Genomic DNA, 13,238 nt, shown 5'->3' with positions numbered 1-13,238 from the left:
GGGCCTCGCTCCGCCGGGCGTGCCTGTGGAGTGAGCGAGGCATGACCGAACTGGTCCTGCGGACAGCCCGGCCGGCCTCGATCCCCGCGCTGCTGAATCCGGTTTCGATGTGGGCCAACCTGTGGGGCCGGCGTGACCTGATCCGCCAGTTCGCGGTGCGGTACTTCCTGGCGCGGCACCGGGGGACGTACCTGGGCCTGTTCTGGGCGCTGCTGTTCCCGCTGGTCCTGCTGGCGGTGTACACGTTCATCTTCAACTTCGTGTTCAGCGGGCGGACGCTGCACCAGGTGCCCGATGGGCTGGGCGGGCTGGTGACCGAGACGCGCAGCCAGTACGCGGTGATGCTGTTCCTGGGGCTGACGGTGTACGGGGTGTTCAGTGAGAGCGTGGTGCGCTCGGCGGGGCTGGTGCTGGACAACCCCAACTACGTGAAGAAGGTGGTGTTCCCGCTGGAGGTGCTGCCGGTGTCGGCGCTGCTGAGCGCGCTGATGTTCAGCGCGTTCGGGCTGACGTTGACGCTGGTGGGGACGCTGGTGTTCTACCCGAAGGTGTACTGGACGGTTCTGCTGCTGCCTGTGGTGGTGCTGCCGCTGCTGGCGCTGGGGCTTGGGCTGGCGTGGTTCATCGCGTCGCTCGCGGTGTTCGTGCGCGATGTGGGGAACATCGTGGCGATCGTGGTGGGGCAGCTGCTGTTCTTCCTGACGCCGATCTTCTACAGGCCCGCGGACCTGGGGAAGTGGGCGTGGCTGGCGGACCTCAACCCAATCGGCGTGGTTGTGAACGCGGCGCGGCAGGTGGTGCTGTACGGGCAGGCGCCCGATTGGCGGGGGCTGGGGCTGGCGATGGCGCTGGGGCTGTGCGTGATGCAGCTGGGCTACGCGTGGTTCATGAAGAGCAAGCGGGGGTTTGCGGATGTCCTCTGAGACGCTGGCCGAGCCCGCGGTGCAGACTTCGCAGGTGGAGGCGAAGCCGCAGGCCGTGCACGCGCCGATGCTGGGGCGCAGCGAGCAGGAGCAGCCGGTCATCGCGGTGCGGGATGTGGGGAAGCTGTACCACGTGTACGACCGGCCGCAGGATCGGCTGAAGCAGGCGCTGCTGCGCTGGCGGCGGAAGAAGTACTACCGCGACTTCTGGGCCCTCAAGGGCGTGTCGTTCGAGGTGCTGCGGGGGGAGGCGGTGGGCATTCTGGGCCGCAACGGCGCGGGCAAGAGCACGCTGCTGCAGATCATCGCGGGGACGATGTCGCCGACCATCGGCGAGGTGGCGGTGCGCGGGCGCGTCGCGGCCATGCTGGAGCTGGGCGCGGGGTTCAACCCCGAGTTCACCGGGCGCGAGAACGTGTACCTGGGCGGAGCGATCCTCGGCATCACCCGAGCGGAGATGGATGCGCGGTTTGACAACATCGCCGCGTTCGCGGACATCGGCGAGTTCCTCGAGCAGCCGATCAAGACGTACAGCAGCGGCATGGCGGCGCGGCTGGCGTTCGCGGTGGCGTTCAGCGTCGACCCTGACCTGATGATTGTGGACGAGATCCTGGCGGTGGGGGACATCGGGTTCCAGCAGAAGTGCGTGGCACGCCTGCGGCAGCTGCGCGACAACGGGCTGACGATGTTGTTCGTGAGCCACTCGCCCGATGCGGTGCGGAGCATCTGCCAGAAGGGGCTGTTCCTCAACCACGGGCAGACGGTGTACTACGGCCCGGCGGAGCGGGCGACGGACCTCTACCTCAGCCACATCCGCGAGAGCACCAACCAGGAGGCGCTGAAGACCGAGGCTGGCCTGGGTGGACCGGTCCGCGTCGCTTCGCAGGTGAAGGGGCAGCTGCGGTACGGCACGGGGCACGTGCAGATCGAGAAGGTCGAGGTGCTCTCGGCGGCGGGCGAGCCCTGCCGCGCGTTCGAGCTGGGGGACGCGGTCACGATCGAGGCGGTGCTTCACAGCCAGATCGAGGCGAAGGACCTGTCGGTGAGTTTCCTGGTGCGGGACATGACGGGCGTGGACGTGATGGGCACGACGACGTTCGATGAGAAGGTCTCGGCGCCCGCGGTTCGGCCCGACGGGCGGCTTGTGGTACGATTCACCTTCGAGAACCGCCTGCGGGCGGGGAACTACGGCATCTGCCTGGCGGTAACACGGGTTTCGCGCAAGGACTATTCGGACGTGGTGCTCTTTGATCAGGTCGACGGCTGCGCAGGGTTCGTGGTGGTGCCCAACCCCGAGCGGCCGGTGCACTACAAGTTCCACCAGCCGGTGAGCGTGGAGTGGAAGGGCGTGGGGCCGGCCGCGGGGGACGCGTAAGTGGGGGAGGCCGCGATCCAGCCCGGGCAGAGCAGCAGCGGCCAAGGCGCCGGCGAGCGCCCGCGCGTGGACCCCAACTACCAGTACTGGCGCGACCACGGCCACGAGTGGGTGGAGCACTACGACCTTCGCAAGACGCGGATGGTGCTGTACCACATCCAGGAGCTGATGCTCACGTCGTACATCGAGCACCACGCGAGCGCGATGGCGGCGAGGGAGGCGCGCCCGCTGCGCGTGCTGGAGTTCGGGTGCGGCGTGGGTCGGCACCTGCGGAACCTTTCCAAGCTGCCCAACACCGACATCCACGGCTACGACCAGAGCCGCTCGATGGCGGAGGGAGCCCTGCGCTGGGCCGAGCGCGGATGGTTCGATGAGCACATCCACATCGGCCTGCCCACGGGCCGGCTGCCGTTCGAGGATGGCGCGTTCGACATCGTGTACTCGGCGGAGGTGCTGGTGCACGTGCGGCCCGAGCACCTCGAGGGGATTCTGTCGGAGATGCTGCGGGTCAGCCGCGGGCAGGTGCTGCACCTGGAGACGAGCCCCGACTTCCCGCTGGTGAGCGGGGAGCACAGCGGCTGCTGGCGGCACGACCTGCCGGCGTCGTACCGGAGGCTGGGGCGCGAGTGCGAGGTGCTGGCACGGGGGTACGAGTGCCACACGCCGTTCCGCGTTGTCGTGGGGCAGCCGCCGGTGTGGACGTGGCCCGAGCAGATGATCGCGATGTACCGGCGGCTGGAGCGCGACATCGACGCGGGGTTTACCGCACTCGACGGCAGCGCGGCGACCAAGGACGCGACGATCGCGGCGCAAACGGTGCAGCTGGCAGAGACCACGAGGAAGCTGGCAGCTACAAGCAGCGAGCTTGCCCTCACGAAGTCATCGCTGGAGACCGAGCAGGGGCGGAAGCGGTACCTCGAGGGCGAGAACCAGGCCCTGCGAGGGCAGTACGCGGAGATGTCCGCGGCGCGCGACGCGGCCCTGGCCGAGGTTTCCGCGCTGCAGAACCTTCTCGCCCGCGTGCAGGCGGGCTGGGAGGCAGACCGGGCGCACGTCATGCAGCTGCTAGACCAGCGGCGGCGGTTCATCGAGCAGGTTTCACGAACCCTGGAAGGGGCGGGCACGCCGCGTGACCAGGGCGTTTGAGGAGGTCGTTTGGGCACGAGCAACTGGCAGCAGATTCCCTTCTGCATCGACGCGCTGATGAAGATCGAGCCGCGGCGCGTGCTGGATATCGGCGTGGGCTTCGGGCGGTGGGGGATGATCGTCCGCGAGTTCTGCGATGTGTGGTTCAGCCGCGTGTTCCGCGACCAGTGGCAGGTGCACGTGGAGGGCGTGGAGGCGTTCCCCAAGAGCATCACCGATTACCACCACCAGTTCTACAACCAGATCCACCTGGGCGACGCGGCCAAGCTCATTCCGACGCTGCCGGGGCCGTGGAGCGTGACGATCTACGGCGACGTGCTGGAGCACTTCACCAAGGAGAAGGCGCACGAGCTGCTGAGCTACAGCCTTGAGCACTCGGACTACGTGCTGGTGAACATCCCCATCGGCGAGGAGCACCCGCAGGGGGACGCGTACGGCAACGAGTTCGAGCGGCACCTGAGCAGCTGGGACCCCGCGGACTTCGTGCCCTTTGGCCTGTGCCGGCACGCGCTGTTCAAGGACTACATCGGGCGGGACTACGGCAGCTTCATCCTGTCGAAGAACGATCCCAGGAACCTGCGGGAATCGCTGTTTTCGCAGGCCGCGACGTACGCGAGCCAGACGAGCGGCGCCGACGACCTCGAGCTCAGCGTGATCGCACGCCGGATCGAGGAGCAGCGGTTTGAGCTCGAGTTCCTCAAGAAGAGCGGGAGCTACCGCTTCGCCAGGCGCGTGCGGGAGCACCCGCTGGTGCGGCGGCTGGTGGAGTGGAAGCTGGGGGACCGCAACCTGCTGACGATCAGGCCGCTGCCGCTGGACGGCGGCAGGAGCGCGGAGGCGTGGGTGCTGAGTGTGCATGCGCACGCGTCGGAGCCGGCGCTGCCGTGGGAGTACGTGCGGACCAGCGGGTTCAAGGCGGTGGAGTCGAAGTTCTCCGCGCACGGGACGTGCTACATGCACAGCCGTCAGGACGAGGGCGGCGCGCCCGGCGAGCTGAGGGTGCGCACCACCAGCGACCCGGCGGTGCGGTTCATGACGCACGTGGGCAGCACGCGGGTGCAGGTCACGTTCAACGGGCGCAGCGAGATCATCAACCTGCGGAACCAGGAGCCGGTGGACCTGATCGTGTACCCCGGGCGCACGCCGATGGTGCCGCGGCCAGCGTCCGCGAAAACGACCGCGACCACCGCGCAGGCGAAAGTGGCCGCACCCGAGCCCGTGGGCGCGGCGTAAGGTCTAGCGCGGCGCAGGACGTGGCCGCGTGCGAACTGGGGTGACTGTTTGGACCGCCTTGCAGAATCAAAGTTCGGGCTGGAAACGCTGGGCCGCTCATCGGAGTTCAGGCTGGGCATGCTCGCGCGCCGCACGGGGCTGCTGTCGCTGGCGAGCTGGCTAAAGCACGGGTCGAAGAACCGCCTGACGCTGCGGGTGGAGGGGGCGCAGGGCGAGGTCACGATCCAGTCGATCCACTCGCGCCCGCACGAGCCCTCGCTGCCGTGGCTGGTGATCGATGCGCCCGAGGGGCGGCTGCACGACTGCCACGGCGGGGCGTACGGGAAGGTGCTGCGGCTGCCCGCGGGGGCGACGCTCAGGGCGCAGGTGTCGGGCGAGCCCGCGGTGATCATCCGGCACAACTGCAACCCGGCGCGTCTGCGGGTGAGCCTGAACGGGCGCGAGGAGATGATCGACCTGCCGCCCGGCGAGGGGGTGTGCACCATCCTGCCGGCGCGGACGCCGATGCACGAGGGCGCGCGGACGAGGCCGATCCCGCCGGCGACGGAGTTCCAGAAGGCGTTCATGGAGGAGACGCGCCGGCTGAAGCAGACGGTGGTGGCGGTGCACACGCCGCGGTGGCTGGGGGTTTCGCACTCGACGCGCACGCTGTTCGAGCGGTGCTACCCGGTGCCCAACACGCCGGATGAGTGGCCCAGCGATCTGAGGGATGAGGACCTGGAGCGGCACGCGGAGACGCTGCTGGAGGCGGGGGCGCGGCACGTGATCTTCTCGGGTGGCGACGAGGCGCACTTCCGTCTCATGCAGGCGCTGCGGCGGCGGGATGAGTCGCTGCGGTTTGACCTGGTGTTCCACGGCAACTTCACGCAGCTGAGCGACCGGTACACGTACTCGATCTTCACGATGTGGGCGGACGCCGCGAGGGAGGGGCTGATCCGCGAGTTCGTGACGGTGAAGAAGGGGGCGGAGGAGGTGCTGCGGGCGGCGGGCATCCCGTCGCGGCACCTGGTGAACTATGTGCCTGGGGAGGTGCTGCCGCCGCCGCGTGTTGAGGGTGATGGCCGGCACGTGGGCGTGTGGTTCTCGGGGGTGACGAACAAGAGCGCGAACCCGATTCTGGCCGCGGCGGCGGTTATCCCCGGGGCGGTGCTGCACAGCGCGGGGCTGGGCAAGCAGTGCGACGAGCTGGCGAAGCAGCTGCGGCTGAGCCGCGGGTTCTGCAGCGAGACAACGATCCCCAAGGCGGAGCTGGAGCAGCGGATCCGCCAGACGCACGTGAGCCTGTACGTGACGAGCGCGGAGTGCAGCCCGATGCTGCCGCTGGAGTCGATGCAGCTGGGGGTGCCGTGCCTGATCGGGCCCTGCTGCCACCTGTTCGAGGACAACGCGTTCCTGCACGAGCGGCTGGTGGTGCCGTACCCGGACCGGCCCGAGGTGATCGCGCGGTACGCGGTGCGCGCGATCGAGGAGCGGGAGGCGATCATTGCAGAGTGGGCGCGGCATGCGCCGCAGTACAATGCCCACGCGCAGGAGCTTGTGCGGCGTTTCCTGCGTGGGGAACCCGCGTAGCGTGCCGACCACGTGCTTCGTTTCCTACGAGCTGCACCCCACGACCATCGGCGGGGCTGGCGTGCTCATCCACCACGCGGCGGAGGCGCTGCTGCGGGCCGATCACGAGGTCGTGTTCCTGCTTGACGTTCCGGCGGACGCGTTCGCGCGGCTGCTGAGCGAGCACGTGGGGCGGTTCCCGCACCCGGAGCGCGTGCGGGCGTACCGCGTGGAGGAGCTGTGCGCGGAGATCCCGCTCAGGCAGGGCGCGTTCGAGTGCGTGTTCCAGTGGAAGAGCTACCAGTTCGCCTGGGCGATCGCGCGGCTGCTGGAGCGGGAGCGGGTCGACTTCGTCGAGCTGTTTGAGTACTGCGGGGCCGGGTACTACGCGCTGGTGAACCGGTTGTACGCGCCGGAGGCGGGCGGGCCTGGGCCGGTGCTGGGGGCTCGTCTGCACGGTTCGCTGGAGGTGCTGGATCGGGACGGGCAGGGGGCGGTGCGCGACCGCGACCGGTACCTGATGCACGGCCTGGAGCGGCGGGGGCTGGCGCTGGCGGAGGCGGTGCTGGCGCCCAGCCGCACGTACTACGAGCGGTATTACCGGGAGCACTACGGCATCGAACCAGAGCGGGTGGTCGTGAGCAGCCCGCCGAAGCAGGCTTTCCCGCGGGTGACGCGGAGGCCGAGCGTGAGTGGGGGGGACGGGGCGTTCTCGATCGCGTTCATCGGGCGGATGTTCCACCTCAAGGGTGTGGACCAGCTGGTGAACGCGTGCGTGATGCTGATGAAGCAGCGGCCGGGCCTCCAGTTCACGGTTGATCTGATCGGGTACGACAGCGTCGGCCAGAGCGTGCCCGGGAGCTACACGGCGTACCTGCGGACGCTGATACCGGCGGGGCTGCGGGGGCGGTTCAACTTTCTGGGGCAGCTGCCGCATGCGGAGATTGCCGAGCGGCTGAATGATGCGCTGTTCGCGGTGTTTCCGAATCGTGTCGAATCGTTCTGCTACGCGCTGCACGAGGTGTACGACGCGGGTGTGCCGGTGGTCATCAACGACCTGCCGGCGTTCGGGGACTTCTTCACGCACGGGAAGAACGCGCTGGTGTACGACGGCACGACGCGGGGGCTGGTGGAGGCGATGGCGCGGCTGATCGATGATGGGGTGCTGCGGGAGGGGCTGTGCAGGCCGTACGCGGTGGCGGAGGAGGGGATCGGCGGGTTTTATGACTCGCCGCGGGCGCTGCGGCCGTTGGGGACGCGTCGGTGTGAGGTCGAGCCGCTGGTGGTGGTGCTGGGGGATGGCTCGGCGCGGGGGGCGTGGCCCGTGCTGCCGGCGCTGAGGGCGCAGACGGCGCAGCCGGGGCGGGTGCTGTGCTTCTCGCCGGCGGAGGCTGATGCGGTCGGCGCGGTGGGGGTTGTGCGGTGGCTGGGGCGGGCGTGGACGATCACGGACGCGGCGGGTGAGGCGGTTGATCCGTCGGATGCGGTGACGGCGTCGGCGCTGGCGGTGCTGCAGGCGGGCGATGAGCCGGCGCCCGAGTGGCTGGAGCGGTGCGTGCGGGCGCTGTCGCGCTCGGGCGCGGCGTTCGCCGGCACGTGGCTGAGCAGCGGCGGCGCGGTGAGGCCGCTGACGACGGACACCGCGCCCGAGCTCCACCCCTTCGAGCATGGGGAGTCGGTGGCGCGGGTGCTTGTGCGGACCGAGCCGGGGGTGCTGCTGGGCGAGCTGCTGGACTCGAGCCTTGGGGCGCTGGGGCACACGGGGCTGGTGTGGTCGGCGGTTGGGCGGCATGGGCACGGCACGCTGCTGCCGGAGGCGCTGCTGCAAGTTCAGGAGCAGGCGGCGCCGGCGAACCCGGCGGAACTCCAGGCCCTCATCATGCGGTTCGGGGAGCCCTTCGGCGAGCGTCTGGCGCACCTCGCGGGGCTGATGCACGCGAGGGCGGCGGCGGCTCCGCAGGCCCACCCGCCCACGACGCACCAGAAGATTCAGATGGCGGATGAGCTCGGCGGCAGCCTGCTCGCCAAGATGGCGATCAAGAAGCTGGCCAAGCGGGCGCGGCCAAACGCCAGGAAGTCCTGACCCGTCTCTCTCTTCGCACCCTCGCTCCCCTTCGCGCCCTTCGGGTTCAGGCCTGCTTTCCCCACGTCGCATGCCGCGGAACTCGGCCCCCTCCGCGTTGCTCCGCGGTGGGGTTTCCCAAGGGTGACAGAACCCCCCCGCCCCGATACAGTTCCGCCCTATGCAAGCCCCCAGCTGGCTCACGGCGCAGCTCATCGTTTCCGTTGTCACCAACATCATCGTGGTCCACGTGATCCTGGTGACCTGCGCCTACCTCATCTACCTCGAGCGGAAGATCTCCGCCTACATCCAGGACCGCATCGGGCCCAACCGCGTGGGGTTCGACTTCGGCATCCCGCAGCTGGGGAAGCTGAAGGGGGCGCTGGGGCTGGGGCAGTCGCTGGCGGACGGGCTCAAGTTCATCCTTAAGGAGGACTACACGCCCAACCGCGTGGACAAGGTGATGTTCACGCTGGCCCCGGGCATCATCATCGTGCCGGCGCTGATCGGGTTCATCATCATCCCGTGGGGCGGGTCGTGGATGGTGGGGGACTTCACGATTCCGCTGATCAACATGACGATCCCCGGCGGGCTGGTGCAGGTGTCGGGCGCGAACATCAACATCGGCATCGTGTACCTGCTCGCGGTCGCGTCGCTGGGGGTGTACGGCGTGGCGCTTGGCGGGTGGGCGAGCAACAACAAGTACTCGTTCCTGGGCGGCCTGCGTGCCACGGCCCAGATGATCTCCTACGAGATCCCGCTCGGGCTGGCCCTGCTCGCGACGCTGCTGCTGGTGGGCTCGGTGTACCCCGAGACGATCCTGCGGCACCAGGCGACGCATGGTTGGCTGATCTTCAGCCAGCCGCTCGGAGCGCTGCTGTTCTTCATCGCGATCCTGGCGGAAGCGAACCGGGCGCCCTTCGACAACGCCGAGGCGGAGCAGGAGCTCGTCGGCGGCTACCACACCGAGTACAGCGCGATGCGGTTTGCGCTGTTCTTCCTGGCCGAGTACTCGCACATGGTGACGAGCTCGGCGTTCTTCGCGATGCTGTTCCTGGGCGGGTACCAGCTTTCGCCGTGGGGCGGGCTGTGGGACGGCGGGTGGACGAGCCCGGACGCGGTGGTGGGCTTCGGGCCGGCGCTGGTCAAGTTCCTGGTGTTCTTCGGGAAGGTGATCCTGCTGATCGCGTTCATGATGCTGATCCGCTGGACGATCCCCCGCCTGCGGTACGACCAGATCATGACGATGGCGTGGCAGCTGGTGATCCCCACCGCGCTGGCGCTGGTGGTGGCGATCAGCGTGCTGGTCTACCTGGGCTACACGAGCACGGTGGCGATGCTGCTGGCGAACGTTGGGATCATCGTCCTGGTGCTGGCGGCGGCGCCGCTGTTCTCGCGGGGGCCGGCGAACCGCAAGATCCCGCTGTACGGCTCACGGTTCAGCCCCATGCCCGGTGAGCGCGTGAGCACGGCCCCGACGGAGCCGGCCGCGCTGCAGGAGCACGCGGGCTGAGTTGTTGATGATTCGAACCTGCCACGACCGTGCTCTGACGGTCGTGTTTCGTCTTCGCAGAACCCCGGCTCACTGCATCGGTATGACTTCGCCGCCGCGGGTGGCCTGCACCATCGTCGGTAGCAGGTAGTTCTTGCCCGCGTGCGTCAGCACCCGCCCGCTGACCTTGACGGCGAGGGAGTCGGCATGCGCGGCCACCAGCGACTCCATGCGCTCGAGCTGGCTGCACGCCTGGATGACCATGGGCGCGGGAGCGGGGCTGTTGGGGTCGTTGTCGAGCGCGAAGGCGATGCGGCCGCCGGCGCCGGGCAGGCGGATGAGGCGGCCGCGCCGGAAGGTCATGACGGTGCCCTCGGCGAGGACGGGCCTGGTTTCAGGCGCGGCCTGCTGCGGGGCAGCTTCGGTGGTCGGCTGCGGCGTGGGGTTGGGCTCGAGGGCGCGGGAGCTGGAGCGCTGTGATTCGAGCTCGCGGATGAGGTCCTCGGCGCGGGGGTCGGTGTCGTCAACGGGCGCGGGTGCGGGCGCGGTCTTCTTGGCCTCGGGCGGAGCGGTCGGCTTTGGTTCCTCGGACGCGGCGATGGCGAAGGTCGAGGGCAGCAGATACTCGCGCCCACGGTAAACGAAGACCTGCCCGCCGACGTTGGCGTCACCCTTGAAGCCCTCGGTGGCCATGGCGCTCTCGATTTGCGTGAGCCTTTCGCTGGGCATCAGCACCAGGGCGGGGAGGTCGCGTTCCTGCTCGCCTTTGGCGGGCACAAAGATCACATCGCCGGTGCGGGCTCTGAGGAGGCGGCCGCGGCGGGAGGGGAGGAAGGTGCCCTCGGCGAGCTTTGCTCCGGCGGGGAGCGCGGCGGCGCCGTTGGGGAGGTCCTTTGCGTCCGGCGTGCGGACCGTCGGCACGCTGCGCTGTGCGGGGACGGGCTTGATCGGCTCAACGGGCTCGTTGCCCCGTTCGATGATGGGCAGCGGCTCGCGCGCCGCCGGCTCGCCGGTGGCCTGCGCGAGCACTGGCGCGGAGAGAATGACGAGGAGTCCTGCCGCCGCCATCACGCATCCTGCCCGCATCGAGCCACTCCGTTCAGGGGTCGCATGAGCGACCAAGACCCCGCACCCGCACACCGTACCCGGGTTCGGCGGGCGGCGAAACTCGCCAACCAGCGCCTGCACCCCTATTCTTCGCCCTGCGGGCCGGTCGGGCCCGCCGCCCGGCCGGGTGCCAGAGTGGTCAAATGGGACGGATTGCAAATCCGTTGCGCAAGCTTCGTGGGTTCGAATCCCACCCCGGCCTTTGAAAAGAAAGAACCCAGGGACCGCGGTCCCTGGGTTCTGTGGTTTTTGGAGCTGGCTGTCAGGTCAACTCAGCAGGGGTTGCCGCCGAGCACGCGGAAGAAGGACTCGATGTCCTGGTCGGTGCCGGTGTCGCCGTCACCATTGAAGTCGGCGCCGCCGGCGTAGCAGGTGTCGCAGCAGGAGCCGCCGAGGCAGGCGAAGAAGGCCTCGATGTCCTGGTCGGTGCCGCTGTCGCCGTCGCCGTTGAAGTCCTGCGGGCCGCACACCGGGCCGGTGGGGATGAAGCAGGCGCCGGTCAGGCTGAGCACGTACTCGCCGGTGGTCTCAAAGGCGGTGCCGCCCCAGGCCGCGAGGGGGCTGGCGGCGCCGGGGCCGTCGGGCGCCCGCACGGCCTCGTACGGGAGGTTGAGCCACATGTCCTGACCGGTGCTGTTGCGGGCCATGCGCTGGAACACGCTGACGCCCACGTAGTACTCGCCCGCGGTGAGCACGCCGGTGTTGTGGATGCGGGACTGGTAGTAGTACTCGGTGGCGCTGGCCTCGTAGTCGTCGTTATAGAGCACGCCGTTGCCGGCGGTGTCGAAGATGAACAGGCGGGTGTCCAGGCCCGTGCCGCCGACCGTGGTGACCACGAAGTTGGCGGGGTCGCAGATCTGGATCTTGTACAGGTCTTCGATGCCGGGGCCGATGCTGCCGAAGATGGTGTACAGCGTGCCGCTGCCGGCGGGCACCTGCGCGGTCGCGGGCAGGTCACCGGAGTCGCCTTGCTCGATGTGGCCGACGGGCTCGTCGTCGAGAGTGACGGTCAGATTGTCCCAGCGGGCGTCCTGGCCGGCGTCGTCGTAGGTCTCGAAGAACCGGACCTCCCACGCGCCCGTGGAGTTGGCGATCGGCGCGGGCAGGTACAGCGTCGCGTCGAAGTTGATCGTCGTGAACTCGTCATCGGCGCCGGACATCTGCACGTACACGGGTTCGCCGCCGGGAGGGGTGATCTTGAAGATCGCCTCGCTCTCGTAAGTGGCGAGGTTGACGGAGGTGAGCGTGCCAACCACGCGGACCTTGCTGACCGTGTAGCCGCCCACCAGGGTCTGGGTGATCACCGAGTTGGTGGCGGCATTCTCCAGGCCATCGCTGATCACGTTGGTAAAAGTCAGGCTCTCACGGGGGGAGGCCTGGGCCACCGCTGCCGCACACAACACGAACGCCGTTGCAACCTTCAAACGCATGGACATCCTCCGACCCTCTCCAGGGCGAAATCACCCCTCTACATGGACAGACAGATCCGCGGGAGAACACCCGCGGCTCTCCGTACATTGCACTCCGGACCCGTGCCGGTTTCAACAAAAACGGTGTGTGCGCAACGAAAAAGGCCCCGTGGGGCCTTGGATCGCGGCACAGGTATCGGACGTTCAGGCGGCGCGGGTCTTCCGCTTGCGGGCGGGGGAGGCAACCTCGCGCAGCTCCTCGCCGCGCCCGACGGGGTCGTTGATGAGCAGGTCCACCACGTCCGAGGGGCTGTAGGCCCAGAGGTCGGCGCCCATCTCCTCGGCGAGGCCGTCGGCGCGGTTGAAGACGCCGCCGCCCACCAGGATGCGGGTGTTGGCGCACGCCCCGTTCTCGCGGAGGTTGTTGATGATGCGGCGGATGCCGGGCAGGTCGCTCGCCGCGGAGGCGAACAGCAGCAGGATGTCCGGGCGGCGGGCCTGCACCTCGGCCATGATCTCGTCGGCGGGGATGCCCCCGCCGGTAAAGGTCACGTCGAAGCCGTTCGCCTCGAGCATGTCCACGGCCATCTGGCCGGCGAGCTCCTCCCCCTGGCTGGGGCCGCAGGCCGCGAAGACGGTCCGCTCGCGGATCGTGGGCACCTTGAGGCGGGCGGCCTGCTGGTCAACCAGCATCCGAAGGAGGCGGGTGGCCATCTGGTAGGTGACGGCGGTCATCTGGTCGGACTTGTGGAGCTTCTCGATGGTTTCGTGGGCCGGCCAGAAGAGGTCGGCGAGGATGGTCTCGGCGGAGACGCCCTGGCTGATGGTCTCCTGCACGAGGGCCCGGGCGGCCTGACGGTCACCGGCGATGAGGGTTTCGAACAGACGCTCGACAAGCACTTCCTGGCTCATGTGTCACTCCCGATGGATGCGTGAGAAGCCG

At 68.9% G+C, this 13,238-nt stretch carries 10 protein-coding genes and 1 tRNA gene; 8 read left to right on the top strand and 3 right to left on the bottom strand.

The features are described from left to right. Window positions 1–41 precede the first annotated feature (41 nt). From VD997_13800 to VD997_13770, 7 genes are all read left to right on the top strand, one after another. Window positions 42–923: an ABC transporter permease gene (locus VD997_13800; protein HYE63065.1), complete on the top strand. Its 882-nt coding sequence runs from the start codon at window positions 42–44 to the stop codon at window positions 921–923. After that, complete coding sequence (locus VD997_13795; protein HYE63064.1) at window positions 913–2,298, top strand: ABC transporter ATP-binding protein; 1,386 nt, start codon at window positions 913–915, stop codon at window positions 2,296–2,298. The genes VD997_13800 and VD997_13795 overlap by 11 nt, the downstream gene beginning before the upstream one ends. Continuing rightward, window positions 2,299–3,444: a methyltransferase domain-containing protein gene (locus VD997_13790; protein ID HYE63063.1), complete on the top strand. Its 1,146-nt coding sequence runs from the start codon at window positions 2,299–2,301 to the stop codon at window positions 3,442–3,444. 9 nt (window positions 3,445–3,453) lie between these two features. After that, a complete protein-coding gene (locus tag VD997_13785; GenBank protein HYE63062.1) occupies window positions 3,454–4,677 on the top strand; it encodes a hypothetical protein in 1,224 nt (407 codons plus the stop codon). Window positions 4,678–4,725: 48 nt separating this feature from the next. Continuing rightward, complete coding sequence (locus tag VD997_13780) at window positions 4,726–6,246, top strand: hypothetical protein (protein HYE63061.1); 1,521 nt, start codon at window positions 4,726–4,728, stop codon at window positions 6,244–6,246. 1 nt (window position 6,247) lies between these two features. Next, the gene (locus VD997_13775) at window positions 6,248–8,308 is read left to right on the top strand and encodes a glycosyltransferase family 4 protein (protein HYE63060.1); all 2,061 of its coding nucleotides are present in this window, start codon (window positions 6,248–6,250) and stop codon (window positions 8,306–8,308) included. 160 nt (window positions 8,309–8,468) lie between these two features. Further along, window positions 8,469–9,800, top strand: coding sequence for a complex I subunit 1 family protein (locus tag VD997_13770; GenBank protein ID HYE63059.1), 1,332 nt, complete (start codon window positions 8,469–8,471; stop codon window positions 9,798–9,800). A 69-nt stretch (window positions 9,801–9,869) separates the two neighbouring features. Here the strand turns inward: VD997_13770 and VD997_13765 are convergent, their stop codons facing one another. After that, window positions 9,870–10,847, bottom strand: coding sequence for a hypothetical protein (locus VD997_13765; GenBank protein HYE63058.1), 978 nt, complete (start codon window positions 10,845–10,847; stop codon window positions 9,870–9,872). A 160-nt stretch (window positions 10,848–11,007) separates the two neighbouring features. On the opposite strand from VD997_13765, the gene VD997_13760 reads away from it, so the two are divergent. Beyond that, window positions 11,008–11,088: transfer RNA gene (locus VD997_13760), tRNA-Cys, on the top strand. A 70-nt stretch (window positions 11,089–11,158) separates the two neighbouring features. Here VD997_13760 and VD997_13755 read toward each other — a convergent pair. Together VD997_13755 and VD997_13750 are read right to left on the bottom strand one after the other, a co-directional pair. Then, complete coding sequence (locus VD997_13755; protein HYE63057.1) at window positions 11,159–12,316, bottom strand: DVUA0089 family protein; 1,158 nt, start codon at window positions 12,314–12,316, stop codon at window positions 11,159–11,161. A 183-nt stretch (window positions 12,317–12,499) separates the two neighbouring features. Then, a complete protein-coding gene (locus VD997_13750) occupies window positions 12,500–13,207 on the bottom strand; it encodes a cobalamin-dependent protein (GenBank protein HYE63056.1) in 708 nt (235 codons plus the stop codon). Window positions 13,208–13,238 lie beyond the last annotated feature (31 nt).

The sequence above is a fragment of the Phycisphaerales bacterium genome (genome assembly GCA_035627955.1).
Lineage (GTDB): Bacteria > Planctomycetota > Phycisphaerae > Phycisphaerales > UBA1924 > JAEYTB01.
This window is presented reverse-complemented; position numbering and strand designations above follow the sequence as displayed.

What these genes read in the sequence shown, in the direction of transcription:
- VD997_13750 (HYE63056.1), bottom strand. Translation starts at nt 13,207, where the DNA reads ATGAGCCAGGAAGTGCTTGTCGAGCGTCTGTTCGAAACCCTCATCGCC.
- VD997_13795 (HYE63064.1), top strand. Translation starts at nt 913, where the DNA reads ATGTCCTCTGAGACGCTGGCCGAGCCCGCGGTGCAGACTTCGCAGGTG.
- VD997_13755 (HYE63057.1), bottom strand. Translation starts at nt 12,316, where the DNA reads ATGCGTTTGAAGGTTGCAACGGCGTTCGTGTTGTGTGCGGCAGCGGTG.
- VD997_13800 (HYE63065.1), top strand. Translation starts at nt 42, where the DNA reads ATGACCGAACTGGTCCTGCGGACAGCCCGGCCGGCCTCGATCCCCGCG.
- VD997_13765 (HYE63058.1), bottom strand. Translation starts at nt 10,847, where the DNA reads ATGGCGGCGGCAGGACTCCTCGTCATTCTCTCCGCGCCAGTGCTCGCG.
- VD997_13770 (HYE63059.1), top strand. Translation starts at nt 8,469, where the DNA reads ATGCAAGCCCCCAGCTGGCTCACGGCGCAGCTCATCGTTTCCGTTGTC.